This is a genomic window from Streptomyces sp. NPDC050448 (genome assembly GCF_040655295.1).
GTDB lineage: Bacteria > Actinomycetota > Actinomycetes > Streptomycetales > Streptomycetaceae > Streptomyces.
In genome coordinates, this window is record NZ_JBFAJR010000031.1 from 1 (window position 1) to 18447 (window position 18447).

The 18447-nt window shown below is 73.8% G+C and carries 19 protein-coding genes; 9 read left to right on the forward strand and 10 right to left on the reverse strand.

All coding sequences use genetic code 11. The features are described 5' to 3' along the window. Nucleotides 1-10 precede the first annotated feature (10 nt). Complete coding sequence (locus tag AB0I68_RS28880; RefSeq protein WP_363180295.1) at nt 11-778, reverse strand: aminoacyl-tRNA hydrolase; 768 nt, start codon at nt 776-778, stop codon at nt 11-13. Nucleotides 779-849: 71 nt separating this feature from the next. On the opposite strand from AB0I68_RS28880, the gene AB0I68_RS28885 reads away from it, so the two are divergent. Genes AB0I68_RS28885 through AB0I68_RS28900 form a run of 4 tightly spaced genes read left to right on the forward strand, consistent with a single transcriptional unit; the run spans nt 850 to nt 3234 of the window. Beyond that, nucleotides 850-1524, forward strand: coding sequence for an AIM24 family protein (locus AB0I68_RS28885; protein ID WP_363180296.1), 675 nt, complete (start codon nt 850-852; stop codon nt 1522-1524). Then, nucleotides 1521-2336 carry an ATP-binding cassette domain-containing protein gene (locus AB0I68_RS28890; protein ID WP_363180371.1) on the forward strand — a complete coding sequence of 272 codons (816 nt, stop codon included), beginning with the start codon at nt 1521-1523 and terminating at the stop codon, nt 2334-2336. Before AB0I68_RS28885 ends, AB0I68_RS28890 begins: the two co-directional genes overlap by 4 nt. After that, the gene (locus tag AB0I68_RS28895; protein ID WP_363180297.1) at nt 2333-2992 is read left to right on the forward strand and encodes an ABC transporter; all 660 of its coding nucleotides are present in this window, start codon (nt 2333-2335) and stop codon (nt 2990-2992) included. The genes AB0I68_RS28890 and AB0I68_RS28895 overlap by 4 nt, the downstream gene beginning before the upstream one ends. 14 nt (nt 2993-3006) lie before the next feature. Then, nucleotides 3007-3234: a hypothetical protein gene (locus tag AB0I68_RS28900; protein ID WP_363180298.1), complete on the forward strand. Its 228-nt coding sequence runs from the start codon at nt 3007-3009 to the stop codon at nt 3232-3234. A 16-nt stretch (nt 3235-3250) separates the two neighbouring features. Here AB0I68_RS28900 and AB0I68_RS28905 read toward each other — a convergent pair whose 3' ends face one another. The 5 genes from AB0I68_RS28905 to zapE all read right to left on the reverse strand — a co-directional run bounded on the left by AB0I68_RS28905 (nt 3251) and on the right by zapE (nt 8619). Further along, nucleotides 3251-4162 (reverse strand): polysaccharide deacetylase family protein, encoded by a 912-nt coding sequence (locus AB0I68_RS28905; protein WP_363180299.1) that lies wholly within the window; start codon nt 4160-4162, stop codon nt 3251-3253. 136 nt (nt 4163-4298) lie between these two features. After that, nucleotides 4299-5129 carry a PPK2 family polyphosphate kinase gene (locus tag AB0I68_RS28910; RefSeq protein ID WP_363180372.1) on the reverse strand — a complete coding sequence of 277 codons (831 nt, stop codon included), beginning with the start codon at nt 5127-5129 and terminating at the stop codon, nt 4299-4301. 174 nt (nt 5130-5303) lie between these two features. Continuing rightward, complete coding sequence (locus AB0I68_RS28915; RefSeq protein ID WP_363180300.1) at nt 5304-6662, reverse strand: alkaline phosphatase PhoX; 1359 nt, start codon at nt 6660-6662, stop codon at nt 5304-5306. A 349-nt stretch (nt 6663-7011) separates the two neighbouring features. Beyond that, the gene (locus tag AB0I68_RS28920; RefSeq protein WP_363180301.1) at nt 7012-7437 is read right to left on the reverse strand and encodes an OsmC family protein; all 426 of its coding nucleotides are present in this window, start codon (nt 7435-7437) and stop codon (nt 7012-7014) included. A 63-nt stretch (nt 7438-7500) separates the two neighbouring features. Beyond that, complete coding sequence (zapE, locus tag AB0I68_RS28925; protein WP_363180302.1) at nt 7501-8619, reverse strand: cell division protein ZapE; 1119 nt, start codon at nt 8617-8619, stop codon at nt 7501-7503. A gap of 36 nt (nt 8620-8655) precedes the next feature. Between zapE and AB0I68_RS28930 the strand changes: the two genes are divergently transcribed. The 4 genes from AB0I68_RS28930 (at nt 8656) to msrB (ending at nt 11961) form a co-directional block, all read left to right on the forward strand. Then, entirely contained in the window at nt 8656-9435 is a 780-nt protein-coding gene (locus AB0I68_RS28930; RefSeq protein ID WP_363180303.1) for a pyrimidine reductase family protein, read from the forward strand. A gap of 148 nt (nt 9436-9583) precedes the next feature. After that, nucleotides 9584-10051, forward strand: coding sequence for an indole-3-glycerol phosphate synthase (locus tag AB0I68_RS28935; protein ID WP_363180304.1), 468 nt, complete (start codon nt 9584-9586; stop codon nt 10049-10051). 82 nt (nt 10052-10133) lie between these two features. Beyond that, complete coding sequence (murC, locus tag AB0I68_RS28940; protein ID WP_363180305.1) at nt 10134-11531, forward strand: UDP-N-acetylmuramate--L-alanine ligase; 1398 nt, start codon at nt 10134-10136, stop codon at nt 11529-11531. A 22-nt stretch (nt 11532-11553) separates the two neighbouring features. Beyond that, nucleotides 11554-11961, forward strand: coding sequence for a peptide-methionine (R)-S-oxide reductase MsrB (gene msrB, locus AB0I68_RS28945; protein WP_363180306.1), 408 nt, complete (start codon nt 11554-11556; stop codon nt 11959-11961). 35 nt (nt 11962-11996) lie between these two features. Here msrB and AB0I68_RS28950 read toward each other — a convergent pair whose 3' ends face one another. The 4 genes from AB0I68_RS28950 to AB0I68_RS28965 form a co-directional block, all read right to left on the reverse strand. Next, nucleotides 11997-12740 carry a hypothetical protein gene (locus AB0I68_RS28950; protein ID WP_363180307.1) on the reverse strand — a complete coding sequence of 248 codons (744 nt, stop codon included), beginning with the start codon at nt 12738-12740 and terminating at the stop codon, nt 11997-11999. 19 nt (nt 12741-12759) lie between these two features. Continuing rightward, nucleotides 12760-13686, reverse strand: a complete 927-nt coding sequence (locus AB0I68_RS28955; RefSeq protein ID WP_363180308.1) for a hypothetical protein — start codon at nt 13684-13686, stop codon at nt 12760-12762. A gap of 137 nt (nt 13687-13823) precedes the next feature. After that, entirely contained in the window at nt 13824-14243 is a 420-nt protein-coding gene (locus tag AB0I68_RS28960; RefSeq protein ID WP_363180309.1) for a helix-turn-helix transcriptional regulator, read from the reverse strand. Next, complete coding sequence (locus AB0I68_RS28965) at nt 14240-14875, reverse strand: LuxR C-terminal-related transcriptional regulator (RefSeq protein WP_363180310.1); 636 nt, start codon at nt 14873-14875, stop codon at nt 14240-14242. The genes AB0I68_RS28960 and AB0I68_RS28965 overlap by 4 nt, the downstream gene beginning before the upstream one ends. 321 nt (nt 14876-15196) lie before the next feature. Here AB0I68_RS28965 and AB0I68_RS28970 point away from each other — a divergent pair, with 321 nt between their 5' ends. Continuing rightward, complete coding sequence (locus AB0I68_RS28970) at nt 15197-18430, forward strand: type 2 lanthipeptide synthetase LanM family protein (protein ID WP_363180311.1); 3234 nt, start codon at nt 15197-15199, stop codon at nt 18428-18430. Nucleotides 18431-18447: the final 17 nt, after the last annotated feature.

An 18447-nucleotide genomic window follows, 5' to 3' on the forward strand; every position in this document is an offset into this window, starting at 1 on the left:
AGGTTCCGGGTCAGCCCGAAACTTCCTCGGCGAGCCGTGCCCGCAGGGCCGGGTGGTCCGCGACCACCGTCGCCGAACCGGGGGCGATCTCCGTGAATCCGGCATCCCGGACCACCGGCAGCCCGCTCCCGCTCAGCTCCGCCCACCGCTCGCGCGCGGCCGTCCGGACGGCCAGCCGGAAACCGGAGTCCTGCCAGGCGGTGCGCTCCGGGCCGGTCAGCTCCCACCACGCCAGCTGCGCAGCGTGCCCGGCCTGGGCCATCGCCTTGCCGGCGGACATCTCCAGGTCCGGGTTGAGCCACAGCACCGGAATCCCCGGCGCGGCCGGAGCGACCGGCTCCGGGTCGTCCAGGTCGGTCCCCGAGACCTGGAGCTTCGCGAGCCCCTTGGGCCAGCCGTCCAACGGCACCGGCGGGAAGACCCGTACCTCCGCCATGTCGCCGTGCACCGTGACGCCGGGCAGGGCTGCGGTCTTGCGCCACTCCGCCCCGCGCGCCCGCCGCACCACCTTCCGGATCCGGGCGTCCTGCCAGTCCCGGACCGCCTCGGCCCACTCGCCCTCGCCGTGCGCCCGCTCGTCCGTCAGCAGGGCCAGGACGGCCCGGGCCGCCGTCTCCAGGGCGTCCGTCCGGGCGGGCGGTTCGGCCTTCTCGATCCGCACCACCAGGGGGAGGACGAACTGCGGTGCCTCGTCGCGGGCGACGCGCTCCTGCCGGAAAGGGCTGTCCGCCCCGACTGCGGGTACGTCTGAAGTGTGGTTCGGGTGCTGGCTGCTCATCCCGCCAAGGATGCCAGGCTCCCCCTTCAGGATGATGTCGCAGGGTCCCGGGCCGGGTGAGGATCGAGGCCATGAAGAGTGATCTTTTTGCCTCCGAGAACCTCGCCCAGCCGTCCGCCGTTCCCGGCATGACCCTGCAGAACGCCAAGGCCGTGAAGTGCACCGTCAACGGTGAAATGCTGGCCCGCCAGGGCTCGATGGTCGCTTTCCGCGGGAACCTCCGGTTCGAGCGCAAGGGCCAGGGCATAGGCGGCATGCTCAAGCGCGCCGTCACCGGCGAGGGCCTCGCGCTGATGTCCGTACGCGGGCAGGGCGAGGCCTGGTTCGCGCACGAGGCCGGCAACTGCTTCATCATCGACTTCGAGCCCGGCGACTCCCTGACCATCAACGGCCGCAACGTGCTCTGCTTCGACCCCACGCTCTCGTACGAGATCAAGATGGTGAAGGGCGCCGGCATGACCGGTGGCGGCATCTTCAACAGCCTCTTCACCGGTACCGGCAAGCTCGCCGTGGTCTGCGACGGCAACCCGATCATCATCCCCGTCACGGCGCAGAACCCCGTGTACGTGGACACCGACGCGGTGGTCGGCTGGAGCGCACAACTGGAGACGGGCCTGCACCGCTCCCAGTCGGTCGGCTCGATGATCCGCGGCGGCTCCGGCGAGGCGATCCAGCTGATGCTGCGCGGCGAGGGCTTCGTCATCGTCCGCCCCAGCGAGGTGACCGAGACGGCGGCGGACCACTGAAGCTCACCGGCGTGGGCCGCCGTTACGGACTGCGGCGGCCCTGGGTGCTGCGCGGAGTCGAACTCGACCTGCCGGCCGGCGCCCTCGTCCGCATCGAAGGCCGCAACGGCGGCGGCAAGTCCACCCTGCTGCGGATCGTCGCCGGGATCGACACCCCCTCCGAGGGGCGGATCGCCGGTCGCCCCCGCCGCACGGCGTACGTCCCCGAGCGCTTCCCGGCGGCGCTGCCGCTCACGGCGACGGCCTACCTGACCCACATGGGCCGGGTGCACGGGCTCGCGCGCGCGGAGGCGGCGCACCGGGCGGCCCGCTGGCTGGAGCGCTTCGGCGCCGCCGCGTACGCGCACACCCCGCTGGCCGAACTCTCCAAGGGCTCCAGCCAGAAGGTGGCCGTCGCCCAGGCGCTGCTCGCCGAGCCCGGACTGCTCGTCCTCGACGAAGCCTGGACCGGGCTGGATGCGCCCGCCCGCGCCGAGCTGGACCGGGCCGTCGCCGAGCGGACCGCCGCCGGAGGCACCGTGGTCTTCGTGGACCACGACCCGGCGCGGCTCGCGGGCACGGCCGACGCGCACCACCGGGTCGAGGGGGTCGCGCTGGTCCCCGTACGGGAGACCGCGGACGCGGGGCCGTACGTACGGATCGAGGCCGCCGGACCCCCCGGTTCCGAGCCGCCCCCGGGCCTGGCCGCGGAGCCCGCGCCCGGCGGGGGCCTGCTGCTGACGGTGCCCGCCGCCCGCTCGGACGCGGTGCTGCGCGAGCTGCTCACCGCGCAGTCGCCCTGGCACATCCGAACCGTGGAGGAGCTGCCGTGACCGGCCTGCTGCGATACCAGAGCGTCCTGCTGCTGCGCTCCCACCGCTGGATCGGCCCGCTTCTCCTGTACGCGGCGTTCCTGGCCGCCGGGGTCCGCCCGGGCGACCCGCTGCTGGATTCACTCGGCTTCGCGGCTGCGGGACTGGTGCCGATCACGGCCTGGCTGGTCCGGATCTGCGTGACCAACGAGCCCGACGCCGCCCGCGACTGCGCGGCCGCCGCGGCCGGTCCCGTACGGGTCCACGCGGCCGCCCTGCTGACCGCGCTGGGCGGGGCGCTGCTCGCGGGGACTGTGGGCACGGCGGTGGTGCTGCTGATCGGCGACCCCCGCACGGTGGAACACGTGGAACCGGAGGAGGCCGCCCTGGCCGGGGTGCTGGCGCTCCTCGCGTGCACGCTCACCGGCGCGGCCGTGGGGGCGCTGTGCAGCCGGCCGCTGCTGCGCTCGACGGGGGTCGCGGTCCTGGCGGGCGCCCTGGGCTCCCTGCTGGCCTGGGGCATCGCCGGCTCCCCGGCGCGCAGTGCGGTGACCGCGCTGGTGGAGGGTTCCCGGGCGCACACCGTGACGCTGCCGGTGACGGCCTGCGCGGGGGCGCTGGTGCTGGCGTGCGCAGCGGGTGCGGTGGCCTGCCTCGTCAGCGCGCGCCGGGGCTGAGTACGCTCGCGGGCATGGACGAAGTGGACCGGCCGGCCGAGACCGAGCCGTACTGCCTCCCCCGGCCACCGCTGGGGGGATCCCCAGCCCCGGGGGCGCCGGCGGGGCGGGTGGCCGGGCCGCCGTACGCCGACTGCCTGGAGTGCGGCAAGCCCACCGAGTACGGGGTCGCGACCCCGGGCGTGGTGCTGTGCCCGGTGTGCGAGTGGCAGGACGCGCAGCGCACGGCCTGCTCCGGCTGAGGCCCCTGGCCCCGGCCTACTTCCCGATGAGTTCGGACACCTTCACGAAGCGGTAGCCGCGCTTGCGCAGCTCCGGGACGATCTTCTGGACGGCCTCCTCGGTGACCGGGGCGGCGCTGCGCGTGCAGTGCATGACCACCACCGAGCCGGGCTTCACTCCGGTGAGGACCTGCTCGGCCACCGCGTTCGGGTCCTTCGCGAAGGCGTCCCCGCTGACCACGTCCCACTGGACGGCCGTGACCTTGGCCGTGGAGATGGCGCGCAGCGCCTGGTCGTCGTAGCAGCCGCCGGGGAAGCGGAAGTACGGGACCGTGTTGACCGCGCCGGCTTTGCGGAAGGCGGCGGAGGCCCGGTCGACGTCGGCGCGGGCGGCGGCCTCGTCGAGTGCGGGGAGTCCGTAGCAGGGCGACTTGAAGGCGTGGTGGCTGTACGAGTGGTTCGCGATCTCGAAGTTCGGATCGGTGCCGATGGACTTGGCCTGGTCCGGGTACTCCTCGGCCCAGCGGCCCGTCATGAAGATCGTGGACGGCACCTTGAGCTGCCGCAGGGTCGCGATCAGCTGGGGGTTGTCGAAGTGCTCCCCGCCCGCCGCGCGCGGCCCCTGGTCGGAGGTCATGTCGGCGTCGAAGGTCAGCGCGACGGTCTTGTCGGTCTGCTGCTTGGCCCGCTCGAAGACCGGGGTCAGGCCGTTCGGGCCGGGCGCCAGGGTCGGGGCCTTGGCGGGCGGCGGGGCGGCCGGGGAGGAGCCGGCTGCCTGCGGGGAGGCGGGGGAGGACGGCGGCGCGGAGGCCCCGGGGGTGCCCATACGGGCCTGGCTGCCGGAACCGGAACCGGAGGTGCCGCTGCCGCCTCCGCATCCGGCGAGGGCGGTGCAGAGAGCGGCACCGAGGGCGGCCGCGACCGCCACATTGCGCACAGAAAGGGTCACGGATGCAAAATATATGACGATCTGCCAAGCAGACTGCCGCGGCGCGAGGGCGAGCCTCCGAATCGCCCGTCCGCGCGACTTCGGGTCCTCGCGTCCTCGCGTCCTCGCGTCCTCGGGTCCTGGCGCGGTCGGGTCGTCAGGTCGTCAGCAGCCGGGCGCGGCACGCCTCGACGTCGAAATCGGCCGCGGGATAGCGCGGAGCGAGCTCCTCCAGGTGCTCCAGGAGCAGCTTGCTGACCGCCCAGTTGCGGTACCACTTGCGGTCCGCGGGGACCACGTACCAGGGTGCGGCGTCGCCGCCGCAGCGCTCCAGGGCCAGCTCGTACGCGTGCCGGTACTCGGCCCACATGCCGCGCTCGTCGATGTCGGTCGGGCTGAACTTCCAGTGCTTGTCGGGGTTGTCGAGCCGCTCCAGCAGCCGCTTGCGCTGCTCCTCGTAGCTGATGTGGAGGAAGACCTTCAGCACGGTCACGCCGTCGTCCGCGAGGGCCTCCTCGAACCGGTTGATCTGGGCGTACCGGCGGTTCAGCCGGCTGCGCGACACCAGCTCGCGGACGCGGGCGATGAGGACGTCCTCGTAGTGCGAGCGGTCGAAGATGCCGATCTCGCCCGGCTGGGGGAGGGCCTGTTCGATGCGCCAGAGGAAGGGGTGGCTCTGCTCCTCGGGGGTGGGCGCCTTGAAGGCCCTGATACGGCAGCCCGAGGGGTTGAACAGACCGATCACGTGCTTCACCGTGCCGCCCTTGCCGCTGGTGTCCGTCCCCTGGAGGACGAGCAGGACGCGGCGGCGGTCGCCGGCGGTGCTGGCCGCGTACAGCCGTTCCTGGAGGGAGGCGAGCGGCTCGGCCAGCTGCGCGGTGGCGGCCAGGCCGGCGGCCTTGCCGGTGGGGCCGGCGGGGGTCGCGGAGGGATCGAAGGCGCCGAGGTCGAGGCGCTCACCGGCGGGGACGCGAAGCACCGGGCCCAGGAGGGTGTCCTGGCCGGCCCGCTTCGGGGCTTTGCCGGTCTTCTCGCTCTTCTCCTCGTCCTTCTTCTCGTCCTTCTTGGTCTTCTTGGCCACCGCCACCGCCACCTACCCCGATCCGGTCGATTCCCTCCGATCCTCCACCACATCGAACGGGGTCGCGAGGGCACGGCCGGTTCAGCGCCAGGGGCCCGTCACGGCGAAGGTGGTCCCCGGCGCGTAGGCGTTGACGTACATCGTGCGCCCGTCCGGGGAGAAGGTGACCCCGGCGAACTCCCCCCACTCCGGGGCGCCGGGCCGGCCGATGTCGTCGGCGTTGCGGGCCATCGGGTAGACCTCGCCGCCCGGGGTGACGCCGAAGACGTACTGCGCCCCGCCGCCGTCCTCGCACACCATCAGGCCGCCGTCCGGAGCCAGGCAGATGTTGTCGGGGGAGTCCCCGGGCAGCTGGATGTCGGTGGCCGGGCCGAAACGCACGTCCAGGCGGATCGTCGCGCGCCGCGGGTCGTGGAACCACACCTGGCCGTGGTGGTCGGCGGACGCGCCCTCGGCGGTGCGGGCGTAGCTGGAGACGAAGTGGACGCCGCCGTCGCCCCAGTAGCAGCCCTCCAGCTTCTGCGCGTGGGTGATCCCGCCCGGCCCGAAGTCCTGGAACCGGATCGGGGTGCGGGCCGCCGAGGGGTCCGGTACGGGGACCCACTCGACCGGGAACTCGGCGCCCGGCTCGTCCACCACCGAGAGGTCCGCCAGCCCGGGTACGCGCAGGGCCTGGAGGCTGCCGCCGGCGCGCAGGGAGCCGGGGCCGCCGAGGGGCTGCGCGGGCAGGAACCGGTAGAAGAGCCCGAAGGGCCGGGTGAAGGCGTCCTCGGTCTCGTAGACGGTACCGCGGTACGGGTCCACGGCGACGGCCTCGTGCGCGAAGCGGCCCATCGCGGTGAGCGGGACGGGGCCGCAGCGGTGCGGGTCGGCGGGGTCGACCTCGAAGACGTAGCCGTGGTCCTTGGTGTACCCGGAGGTCCCGGCCCGGTCCTCGGTCTCCTCGCAGCTGAGCCAGGTGTTCCAGGGGGTGCGGCCGCCCGCGCAGTTGACGGCCGTGCCGGCGAGGGCGACGCGCTCGGCGGTGACGCCGCCGCTCGGGTCGAGGTCGAGGAGGGTGCAGCCGCCGAGGGCGCGGGGGTCGTAGGTGAGGCCGTCGACGGCGGGGACGCGGAGGGCGGCGGTGGTGCGGTTCTCGTGGTTGCGGACGAGGCGGACGCGGCCGGCCCCCGCGTCGAAGGCGGCCATGCCGTCGCAGTTGGCCGGCACGGGGCCTTCGCCGGAGCGGAGGGGGTCGCCGGCGCGGGAGAGCACCCGGTAGCCGAATCCGGCGGGGAGGTCGAGCAGCTTGCGGGGATCGGGCAGCAGCGGCCCGTACCCCTGGCGGGGCGGGGTCGCGTGGGAGCTCCCGGCGAAGAGGGCGCCGAGGGCTCCGGTGAAGGCGATTGCGAGGCAGGTGCCGGTGCCGGCGGCGAGCAGGGTGCGGCGGGTGACGGACATCGGCGGCTCCCGGGGCGAGGGGTGAGGGGGCCGTGGTACCACGCGGATCCGCCGCCCGCGCTCTGACGCGTACGACGCCTGCCGCGACTCACCCCACCGGACCCGGGCCCTGCCCGTGCCCGGTGGGGCTACCGGGGCCGGCGCCCGAATCCCCGCGCCTCCATCGCCGGCGGGGCCGGATGGGGCCGGGCGGCGCCGGAACGGGCTCGGCGGGCTGGTTGCCGCGCAGCGGCAATCCCAGCCTCGCCGGCGTCCGAGGCGCGGGCCCGGGCAGAGCCCGGTGAACGGGAGAAGGGCGGGCAGGGGTCAGGCCCGCGCAGCGGGAACCCGCCCCGCCGGGGCGCAGGTGTCAGACCAGCTCGGCGCTGAGGGTGATCGTCGTGCCCGTCAGGGCCTGGCTGACCGGGCAGTTCTTCTTCGCGTCCTCGGCGGCCGCGGCGAAGCCCTCCGCGTCCAGGCCCGGGACCTCCGCGCGCACGGTCAGGTGGATGCCGGTGATGCCCTCACCCGGCTGGAAGGTCACATCGGCCTTGGTCTCCACCCGGGTGGGCGGGGTGCCGGCACCGTCCAGGCCGTGCGAGAGGGCCATCGAGTAGCAGCTGGAGTGCGCGGCGGCGATCAGCTCTTCCGGGCTGGTCTTGCCGTTCGCGGCCTCGGCGCGCGAGGGCCAGGAGACGTCGAACGAGCCCCGGCCCGAGGAGTCGAGGGTGACGACACCGGTGCCCTTGAGCAGGTTGCCTTCCCAGTTGGTGTGCGCGGTACGCGTGGTGGCCATGGTGGATCCCTTCGCAGAAGTGGGAACGGCCGGCCCGTACGGGACAGGCCGGCGCCCCCAAACCTACTGGGACACCAGGGGTTTCGCGTCGCGCGCCAGTGCAGTGAGTCTCGAGATGGCGCGGAAGTACTTCTTGCGGTAGCCGCCGTTCAGCATTTCTTCACTGAAGAGGCGGTCGAACGGCACCCCGGACGCCAGCACCGGTATCTCGCGGTCGTACAGGCGGTCCGCCAGGACCACCAGGCGCAGCGCCGTCGACTGGTCCGGGACCGGGCCGACGTCGGTCAGGCAGACCGCCGATATGCCGTCGGTCAGCGCGCCGTACCGGCTCGGGTGCACCCGGGCCAGGTGTTCCAGCAGGCCCGGGAAGTCGTCCAGGCTCGCGCCCTCGGTCGCGTACGCGGCCTTGGTGACCTGCTCGTCCGAGAACGGCGCCGGTGCCTCCGGCAGGCCGCGGTGGCGGTAGTCCTGGCCGTCGATGCGCAGCGGGCGGAAGTGCGCCGACAGCCCCTGGATCTCCCGCAGGAAGTCCGCGGCGGCGAACCGGCCCTCGCCGAGCTTGCCGGGCAGGGTGTTGGAGGTGGCGGCCAGCGCCACGCCCTGCTCGACGAGGCGGCTGAGCAGGGAGGAGACGAGGACGGTGTCGCCCGGGTCGTCCAGTTCGAACTCGTCGATACAGAGGAGGCGGTGGCCGCCCAGGGTCTGGACCGTCTGCTGGAAGCCGAGCGCGCCGACCAGGTTGGTCAGCTCCACGAAGGTGCCGAAGGCCTTGAGCGCGGGCTCGGCCGGGGTGGCGTGCCAGAGGGAGGCCAGCAGGTGGGTCTTGCCGACGCCGTAGCCGCCGTCGAGGTAGACCCCGCGCGGGGCGGCGGGGGCGGTGTTCTTCGGGGTCCTCGCGAACCAGCGCCGCCTGCCGCTGCCGCTCGCGTGGGATCCGCCCAGGCCGGCGGCGAAGCCGCCGAGCACGGTGACGGCCTCGGCCTGGCTCGGCTGAGTGTCGTCCGGGTTGTACGTGTCGAAGCGCACCGAGTCGAAACGCGGCGGCGGCACCATCTCGGCCACCAGCCGTTCGGCGGGCACCCGCGGCTCGCGGGCGCACAGGGCCTGCGGGCCGACGTCGGCCGGGCCGGCTATCGGGGGTCGCCCGTAGGTGGATCCGGAGGTGGAGAGTGATGTTGACACAGCCCTTAACTCTACGGGGCGTGGCACACTGCACCGATGCGACGCCTGTTCCCTGTGACCGATCAGACATCAGCCCCCGCGGACAGCGGTGACCGTGAGTGGTCGCTGGACGAGCTGGCGGAGGCGTACGCGTACCCCGAGCTCGGCCCGGAGGGCCACTGGCTGCGTGCCAACATGGTCTCCACCCTGGACGGCGCGGCCCAGCACGACGGGCGCTCGCAGCCGATCTCCGGCGAGACCGACATGCGGATCTTCGGCACCCTGCGGGCGCTGGCCGATGTGGTGGTCGTCGGCGCCGAAACGGTTCGCCAGGAGGGTTACCGCCCGGCCCGGGCCCGGGAGGCCTTCGCGGCCCGGCGCGCGGCCGCCGGGCAGGGCCCCGCGCCCGCGATCGCGGTGGTCACCGCCGGTCTGGACCTGGACTTCTCGCTGCCCCTGTTCACCTCCCCCCTGGTGCCCACCCTCGTGGTGACCGGGGCGGCCGCGCCCGCCGATCGGGTGGCCGCGGCCGCCGCGGCGGGGGCCGAGGTGGTGGTGGCCGGCGACGGGGCCGGCGCGGATCCGGCCCGGGTGGTGCGGGAGCTCGCGGACCGGGGGCTGCGCCGCCAGCTCACCGAGGGCGGGCCCCGGCTGCTGGGGCAGTTCGTGGCCGCCGACGCGCTGGACGAGCTGTGCCTGACCATCGCGCCGATGCTCGCGGCGGGCGGCGCCCAGCGCATCTCCGCAGGGCCCTCCGTCGCCGTGCCGCACCGGCTGGCGCCGGCCTCTGTACTGGAAGAGGCTGGGTTCCTCTTCACGAGCTACCGTCGGATCTGACAAGGGGCGGAATTTATTGTTCCGCTTAGCTTCCGCCGGGCACATACCTGGGCAGACATGTCCGCGCAAGGCCCCGTGCGAGAGCGGGGCAGGATGGTTTCCGCAGGGGCCGGCCGACCGGCCCCGGCCCATGAAGGAGAGGGCGTCCGTGTTCACGAGCGTATTGATGATCGAGCAGCCGCTGACCGGCTTCGACGTGGACTTCGTCACCAGCCTGCACGGGGACGACCCGGTCTCCTTCCTCGTCCTGATGCAGCCCCGGGGCGACCAGGACCGGCTGCTGCGCGCGATCGACGACGTGGCGCTCGGCGAGCTCCCGGAGGCGCTCCGCGAGGCCGACATCCCGGAGGGCCACGCCGCCCGCGGCCCGGCCGAGCAGGCTCTGGTGCTCTCGCTGGAGGCCCTGCGCAAGAAGGGCGCCAAGGCCAGCGGGCAGATCATCGAGGACCACCCGCTCGACAAGCTGAGGAGCGTCGTGGAGGAGTCGAACGCCGACGAGGTGATCGTCCTGACCGCCCCGCACTTCGTCGAGGAGTTCTTCCACCGGGACTGGGCCTCCCGCGCGCGCCACAAGGTCGGGGTTCCGGTGCTCAAGCTCTTCGCCCACAACGAATAGGCTGGCGTCCGACACACGCGCCGGGACGGTCCGCACCGCCGAGACCCCCGGCGTACCGACCCGCACCCTGGGGAGATCCCGTATGACGCCGCCCGGCCTGCCGAACGCCATGGAACGCCCGCACTTCATCGGCATCGGCGGCGCCGGGATGTCCGGCATCGCGAAGATCCTCGCCCAGCGCGGCGCGCAGGTCGCCGGCAGCGACGCCAAGGACTCCGACACCGCCCGGGCGCTGCGCGCCCACGGCGCCACGGTCCACATCGGGCACGCGGCGGGCCACCTCGCCGACGACGCCACCTGTGTCGTCGTCTCCAGCGCCATCCGCGCCGACAACCCGGAGCTGGCCCGCGCCGCCGAGCTCGGCATCCCCGTCGTGCACCGCTCCGACGCCCTGGCCGGCCTGATGGACGGCCTGCGGCCGATCGCGGTCGCCGGCACGCACGGCAAGACCACCACCACCTCGATGCTGGCGGTGTCCCTGTCGGCCCTGGGCCTGGACCCCTCGTACGCCATCGGCGGGGACCTGGACGCCCCGGGCTCCAACGCCCACCACGGCGAGGGCGACATCTTCGTGGCCGAGGCGGACGAAAGCGACCGCAGCTTCCACAAGTACACCCCGCAGGTCGCGATCATCCTCAACGCGGAGCTCGACCACCACGCGAACTACGCGTCGATGGACGAGATCTACGAGTCCTTCGAGACCTTCGTCGGCAAGATCGTGCCCGGCGGCACCCTGGTCATCGCCCACGGCCAGGCGGGTGCCGCCGAGATCGCCGGCCGGGTCCGCGGCACCGAGGGCCTGAGCGTCGTCACGTACGGCGAGGAGGAAGGCGCCGACGTCCGGATCACCAAGATCACCCCGCGCGGTCTGACCAGCGAGGTCACCGTGGTCATCGACGGCCGGATGCTCACCTTCACCGTCTCCGTGCCCGGTCGCCACTACGCGCACAACGCCGTCGCGGCCCTCGCGGCCGGCGTCGCCCTCGGCATCCCGGCACACAACCTCGCCTCCGCCCTCGGCAAGTACACCGGCGTCAAGCGCCGCCTCCAGCTCAAGGGCGAGGCCGCGGGCGTGCAGGTCATCGACTCCTACGCGCACCACCCGACCGAGATGACCGCCGACCTGGAGGCCATCCGGGGCGCCGCCGGGGACTCCCGGATCCTGGTCGTCTTCCAGCCGCACCTCTTCTCCCGCACCCAGGAGCTGGGCAAGGAGATGGGCCAGGCCCTCTCCCTCGCCGACTCCGCCGTGGTCCTGGACATCTACCCGGCCCGCGAGGACCCGATCCCCGGCATCACCAGCGAGATCATCATCGCGGCGGCCCGTACCGCGGGCGCCGACGTCACCGCCGAGCACGACAAGGGCGCCGTCGCCGACGTCATCGCGGGAATGGCGAAGCCGGGTGATCTCGTTCTCACCATGGGCGCGGGCGACGTCACGGACCTGGGTCCGGCGATCCTCGCCCGGCTGACGGACTGAGTCACGAGGGAGCGGGAGAGTCATGTCGTACGAGGTCGAGAAGACGGACGAGCAGTGGCAGGCGGAGCTGACGCCGTCCGAGTACCAGGTGCTGCGCCTGGCCGGCACCGAGCCGGCGTTCCGCGGTGAGTACACCGACACCAAGACGGCCGGCGTCTACTCCTGCCGCGGCTGCGGCGCCGAGCTCTTCCGCTCCACGGAGAAGTTCGAGTCGCACTGCGGCTGGCCGTCCTTCTACGACCCGAAGGACTCCGACGCCGTCGAGCTGAAGGCGGACGTCTCGCACGGGATGGTCCGCACCGAGGTGCTCTGCGCGAAGTGCGGCTCCCACCTGGGCCACGTCTTCGAGGGCGAGGGCTATTCCACGCCCACCGACCAGCGCTACTGCATCAACTCCATCTCGCTCCGGCTGGCCCCGGACGAGGGCTGACGCCGTCCGGCTCCTCGCCGGGGGCCCGCCGGGGATCAGACCGCGACGCGGTCCACGGCGGGCAGGAACTGGTCGTAGAAGCTGCTCTTGAGGCCGAGGGCGCGCTCCTCCAGCTCCTTGAAGCAGTCGGTCGATTCCTCCTGGGCGAGGAGTTCGGTCACCCGGGTGGCGAGGCGGTCGGAGTGGGAGCCCGACAGCAGGGACAGCGTCGCCAGGGAGCGCGTCTTCGCGTCGTGGACGTGGTGCGGGTAGTAGAAGCGGGAGCGGTTCCTGCCCTCGTCGGTCAGCAGGGGGGCCATCCGCTCCCACAGCCGCCCGTACTCGACCGAGACCAGCACCTCGCCCCAGAACCGCAGGACGGTCAGCAGCCGAAGGTCGGCATCGGCGTGGCCGCCCGCGTCGGCGATCAGCTCCAGGGTGTCCTGGATGACCCGCAGGGTGGCGGCCGTGGGCCGTGAGGCCACCAGGGCGGAGCGGGAGATCCCCAGCCGGTGCAGGTCCTGCGTCATGTCCTCCCGGTGCGAGGGCGTGTGGCCGTGGCCGTCCGGATACTCCTCACGCAGGATGACACGGGCGATCCGCAGCCCCGCCTCGTCCTCCAGCAGGTCGATCGCGAGGTCGTAGGAGGGGGTGAAGGCGAGCGAGACGAAGCGCCGCTGGAGCAGGAGCGCGGCGAAGTCCTCGTCCGGGAGGCCGGTGACGTTCGCCAGGACCGGATGCGCCTCGAACCGCTCGATCAGTTCGTCCTCGAACTGATCCAGATGGTGCAGATCGTGCATGGCCGTACCTTTCCGTGGATCACAGGCTGATGCTTGCCACCGACGTGCGCCAGTCGAGGAGATCCACGTCCTTGCCGATGCTCCACAGCGTGCGCAGCTCCTGCTGGACCTCCTCGCCCATGACGGTGTCGTCGCCGTCGATCTCGATCTGAGTGGAATCGATGGCGAGTTGGCCGTGCAGGAACGAACTGACGAGAAAATGCCGGTCGACCTTGAACACGGCGATGGACGGCAGGGAGTTGTAGAGCCGGACCTGAAGGCGCGCCCTGCTCCCGGGCGGGATCTCCGCGTTCAGCTGGGCGAGTCCGGCGAGGCAGGATTCGACGCTGGCCTTGACGTTCACCGCGAGTGCCGGATCCCGCACCGCCCTGAGCGCCTCGTCGCGCAGCCCGGCCACGGGTGACGAGGGGTGCAGCAGCAGGATGCGTACGTGGACCTGCTGATCGACGAGTGCCTTGCGCAGGGCGGCCTTGACGTGGTGCAGGTTGGGGATCCAGGTCTGGAGGATCACCAGCTCGTCCCCGGCGCGCTCCAGGAATCCGGTGAACGCCTCTTCGGGAAAGCGGCTGTGGACCCCGACCACGCCGCCGTAGTGCTGCCGCTTGAGGCGCTGTGCGATGGCGTCGATGTCCAGCTTGGACAGGTGCGCTTCGACGTTCGCGGTGAGGGTGGTGATCTGCGCTCCGACACTGGTCTCCAGAGCGGTGAACTTCGTCCCGACGTTGGTCTCCAGGGCGGTGACCTTGTCATTCACGTCGGGGCCCAGGGCGTCCACCTTCTGCTGGACGGTGTCGAGCTTCTTGAGGCGGTCGAGCTCCAGCAGGAGGAACACCGTGACCGTGCTGAGGATGAGCAGCGTGACCTTCGGGAGGGTGCCTCCGGGAGCCAGCGCATCGAGCCAGCCGAAGAGATCCGCCAGCAGGACCACCACGCCCGACGTGGCCATCAACGCCAGCGCAGCCCGCTCCACCCAATGGCGAAACTCGCCCCTCGTACCCGCCAACGCTCAACCCCCGTCCAGTGTTCGAGCGTTGACCGTACACCCGCCGCGCGATGGGCAAGGGTGGCATTCCGGCCAACACCTCAGATGAGGCTGTGCCGGACCGCACAGGCCACGGCGTGGGCGCGGTTGCGGGCCTGGAGGCGGGACATCAGCTCGTAGATCACGTTCTTGATCGTGTGCTCCGAGCAGGACAGGGTGCGGGCGATCACCGCGTTGCCGTGGCCCTCCGCCATCAGCGTCAGCACCGCGGTCTGGCGGGCCGTGAGCCGGGGGGCGTCCGGCGGGGCCGCGGACCGGGGCGCCGGTGCGGTCGCCGACGCGGTGGCGGTGGCGGCGGCTGCGGTGGCGGCGCCGGCGGCGGTGGCCGCGCCGAGCAGGCGGACCAGGGCCGGGTACGGCATCCGGCCGTCCCCGGCCTGGCGCAGCAGGCTCAGCCGGTCCGGCGGTGCGGCGACCCGCCCGGGCGCGGTCTCACGCGTGAGTTCGGCGACGGCGGTCACAGCAGGCCCACCCGGAGGGCGTAGGCGACGGCGTGCGCCCGGTTGCGCAGCCGGAACCGCTGGGTGATGTCGTGGACGACGCTCGTCACGGTCCGCGGCGAGTAGCACAGCTGCTTGGCTATCTCGTTCGTCTCGTGGCCGTCGGCGACCAGGCGCAGGACGCTGCGCTCCCGGTCGCTCAGGCCCGCAGCCGCCCACGGGTCCGCGACCCCGTCGGACCTGCCGGCCGCCCGGCCGCCGGCGCCGGAGCGCTCCAGCAGCCGGTCCAGGAGATCCGGCGGCAGCGTGCAGTCGCCACGGGAGGCGGCCAGTACGGCGCGCGAGAGCCGCGTGACGTCCGCCTCGCGGCGGCGCAGCAGCCCGCGGGCGCCGGCCGCAATGGCGTGCAGGGCGCCGTCGGGCGCCAACTCGCCCGCCACCAGCACCACATCGGGGCGGGCCGGGGCGTCGCGGACGGTGCGCAGGACATCGAGCTCCGGCCGGCCGACCTGGTCCACGGTCATGACCACGACCCGCGGTGCGCCGCCCGGTGCCGTCAGGCACACCTCCGGGCAGGCGAACAGGGTGCTCTTGGTTCCGGCTTCCAGCACGGGGTCGAATGCGACGACGTCGACAGGGACGGGTACTCCCACCAGGTCCTCCGATGATCATCCGCCGGCCGGGGTGACGGACGGGCGGAAGGGGCACTGGACACAGGCTGCGGGGAGCGGACCGGGCGGGGCATCGGGCCGTGGCCCCCACATTTGTGAAGGTGTGCCTCCGCATGCCCGGATCCTGCGCAGGCAGCCCTCCGGGCGGCGCGCGACCTGGCGGAACCGGTGCGCCGCGGCCCCGGCCGCCGGATGCCGCACCACCCCGTACGGCGGGCCCGCGGGGCCCATGGGGGCGGGTCCGCGGAATATGGGGGGTCGGCCCCCATGTGCGCGACCCCCGCACTCTGCGAGTTTTCTCCTGTGACTGACACCGCCACCACCGCCGAAGAAACCCAGGTCGGCGGCCTGGCCCCCTCCTGGTGGGCCCGGGCCCTGAACCTGCGGGAGCGGCTCGCCGCCCCGGGCACCCCGGTACCCGCACCGGCCGACGCCCCCCACAGCCGACCGGCATCGTGGGACCTGGGGGACACGGAGGGCTTCGCCGCCCGGCTGGCGAGCCTGGGAGCCGGCGAGGACGTGGCGTACGCCCTCGCGGCGGAGGCCCCCGGCCGGCTGGCCGCCCGTACGGCCAGGCCGCAGTGGGCCCGGTACATCGAGCAGACGGTGGCCGCGGCCCCCGCAGAGGCCGGCCGGCCGGTCCCCGCGGCGGCGGACGCGGACGGCGCCGCGGTGTTCCTGCCGGCGCTGCGCCCCCTGATCGGCTCCGCCTGGGCGGAGGCGGCCGCGCGCATCGACCTCGCCGAGGGCGAACTCGCCACGGTCCGGGCCGCGTTCGAGGAGCGGCTCGGCGACCGGCTGATCCGCCAGTGCGCCCGCACCCTGGTCCGGGAACTCCACCGGGCCCGTACGGACGGCCTGCTCGCGGGGGAGACCCCGCGGGAGCGGTTCGCGGACTTCCTGGCGCGGCTCGGCACCCGGCAGGGCCTCGCCGAGCTGTTCACCGGCTACCCGGTGCTGGCGCGGATGCTGGGCCAGTCCTGCGGCCACGCGGCCTCGGCCACGGTGGAGCTGCTGGACCGCTTCACCGCCGACCGCGCGGAGATCGTCGAGGAGCTGCTGCGCGGCTCCGACCCGGGCGCCCTCGTACGGGTGGACCTCGGCCGGGGTGACGTCCATCAGGGCAACCGGTCCGTGGCCCTGCTGCGCTTCGCCGGCGGGGCGAGCGTCGTGTACAAGCCCCGGCCGCTGGACCAGCACGTCCTGCTGGACCAGGCGGTGGGCTGGGCCAACGGCAAGGTACCGGGCCTCGGGCTGCGGACCCCGCGGTCGGTGCGCGGCGACGGATACGGCTGGCTGGAGTTCATCGAGCACGGCTGGTGCGCCTCGCCCACCGAACTGGACCGGTTCTACCGGCGCCAGGGCGCGCTGCTCGCCCTGCTCTACGCGGTCGACGGCGTGGACATGCACTACGAGAACGTCATCGCCTGCGGTGACCAGCCGGTGCTGGTGGACGCCGAGACCCTGCTGCACTCCGGCCTGCCGGCGGCCGTGACCTACGGGTCCGACCCGGCGGCGGACGCCCTGGCCTCCTCGGTGTACCGCACCTGCCTGCTGCCGAGCCTGCTGATCGGCGAGAACGGCGCCATGGACATCTCGGCGCTGGGCGGCGGCGAGGGCGGCTCGTACCCCAGCGACGGGCTGCGCTGGGAGGCCGCCGGGACGGACCGGATGCGGCTGCAGCGCGGCCCGGTGGCCAGCCCGGCCGGGCAGAACAGGCCGGCGCCGCAGGGCCGGGCGGCCGGGCACGCCGACCACCGGGCGGCGCTGCTGGAGGGATTCCGGGCCGGGTACGACGCGATCACCGAGCACCGGGGCGAACTCCTGGGCAGCGCAGGCGCCGAGGGTGAGGGCGACGGCGGGCTGCTGGCCCGCTGGGCCACCAGCCCGGGGCGTCTGATCGCCCGCTCGACCCGCCTCTACACGACCCTGCTGGACGAGTCCACCCACCCCGACGTGCTGCGCGACGCCCTGACCCGCGACGCGGTGCTGGCCGTGCTCTGGGCGGAGTCCGCACACGACCCGGCCCGCCAGCGGCTCATCGAGGACGAGATCGCCGACCTGTGGTCCGGGGATGTGCCGCTCTTCTTCCACCACCCCGCGGACACCGCGGTGCGGACCTCCCGCGGCACCCGCCTCGACGGGGTGCTGCCGGCCCCGAGCCTGCGCTCCGCCCGTGGCAAGATCGCCGCCATGGGAGAGGTGGACCGCCACGACCAGGAGTGGATCATCTCGGCGACGCTCGCCGTCACCGGGGCCAACCTCAGCGTCGGCGGCCCCCGTTCGACCCTGGCCGGACCCGCCGCGCCGGCCGTCGTGCCCGAGCCGTCCCGGCTGCTGGCCGCGGCCTGCGGGATTGCCGACGAGATCGCGGCCCGGGCGGTGCACGGCGGCGGGCGGGTCAACTGGCTCGGCCTGGAGCAGGTGGCCGGCGAGCACTGGGCCGTCCTGCCGATGGGCGGCGGGCTCGCCCAGGGCTACTGCGGGGTGGCGCTGTTCCTGGCCCAGCTCGGCGCCCTGACCGGCGCCGAGCGGTACACCGCACTGGCCCGGCAGGCCGTACGGCCGCTGCCCGCGCTGCTGGCCACGCTGGCCGGGAACCCCGGACTGGGCGCCGCGGTGGGACCCGGAGCCCTGCACGGACTCGGCGGCATCGTCTACACGCTGGCCCGGCTGGCCCCGCTGCTCGGCGAGGGCCTGGGCGACTGCCTGCCCGACGCCCTCGCCGCCCTGGAACGCGCGGCCGAGGCCGATGCCGAGGACGGCGCCGAAGGGCCGGCCGACCTGGCCGACGGCCTCGCCGGAGCCCTGGCCGCGGCGGTCGCGGCGCAGCGCACGTCCGGGGCGGAGGCGGAGGGAGCAGCGGAAGCGGCGGGAGTGGCCCGACGACTCGCCGACCGGCTGCTGCTCCGGGCCGAGAAGAGGCTCGCCGAGCAGCACCCGGCGGCCCCCGGCTTCGCCCACGGCGACGCCGGCATCGGCTGGGCCCTGCTGCGCTACGCCGCCGCCTCGGCGGAGGCGGGGCAGCCGGGCGCCGCGTACGCCCGTACCGGTGCCGCGCTGCTGCGCCCGGCGCTGGACGAAGCCCTGCGCCGCCCCGCCGACCTCGGCTGGCACTCGGGCCTCGCGGGCACCGCGCTGGCCGCCGCCGACGTGCTCTGCGCCGCCGGGCAGCCGGTGCCCGCGGCGGAACTCGACCGGTGCGCCGCCCTGGCGGGTGCGCCCTTCGAATCCCCCGACCTCAGCCTGCACCACGGCGCCCTCGGATCCCTGGAGCTGCTCGGCGTGCTCGCCGGGCAGGGCCACGACGGGGCCCGGGCCGCACTCGGCCACCGCGCCGGGGACATCCTCGGCCGGCTCGAGGACCACGGCCACCGCTGCGGAACCCCCGACCACGTACCGTCCCCCGGGTTCCTCACCGGGCTCTCCGGCATCGGATACGCCCTGCTCAGGCTGGGCTTCCCGGAGGCCGTCCCGTCCGTCCTGCTGCTCGAACCCGCCACACCGGAGCCGAGCGGCCCGCGCACCACCGGCTGACCGGCACCACCGAGCAC

Coding starts and splice junctions, on each gene's coding strand:
- AB0I68_RS28880 (WP_363180295.1), bottom strand. CDS start 778: ATGAGCAGCCAGCACCCGAACCACACTTCAGACGTACCCGCAGTCGGG.
- AB0I68_RS28885 (WP_363180296.1), top strand. CDS start 850: ATGAAGAGTGATCTTTTTGCCTCCGAGAACCTCGCCCAGCCGTCCGCC.
- AB0I68_RS28900 (WP_363180298.1), top strand. CDS start 3,007: ATGGACGAAGTGGACCGGCCGGCCGAGACCGAGCCGTACTGCCTCCCC.
- AB0I68_RS28915 (WP_363180300.1), bottom strand. CDS start 6,662: ATGTCCGTCACCCGCCGCACCCTGCTCGCCGCCGGCACCGGCACCTGC.
- AB0I68_RS28920 (WP_363180301.1), bottom strand. CDS start 7,437: ATGGCCACCACGCGTACCGCGCACACCAACTGGGAAGGCAACCTGCTC.
- AB0I68_RS28930 (WP_363180303.1), top strand. CDS start 8,656: ATGCGACGCCTGTTCCCTGTGACCGATCAGACATCAGCCCCCGCGGAC.
- murC (WP_363180305.1), top strand. CDS start 10,134: ATGACGCCGCCCGGCCTGCCGAACGCCATGGAACGCCCGCACTTCATC.
- msrB (WP_363180306.1), top strand. CDS start 11,554: ATGTCGTACGAGGTCGAGAAGACGGACGAGCAGTGGCAGGCGGAGCTG.
- AB0I68_RS28950 (WP_363180307.1), bottom strand. CDS start 12,740: ATGCACGATCTGCACCATCTGGATCAGTTCGAGGACGAACTGATCGAG.
- AB0I68_RS28955 (WP_363180308.1), bottom strand. CDS start 13,686: ATGGCCACGTCGGGCGTGGTGGTCCTGCTGGCGGATCTCTTCGGCTGG.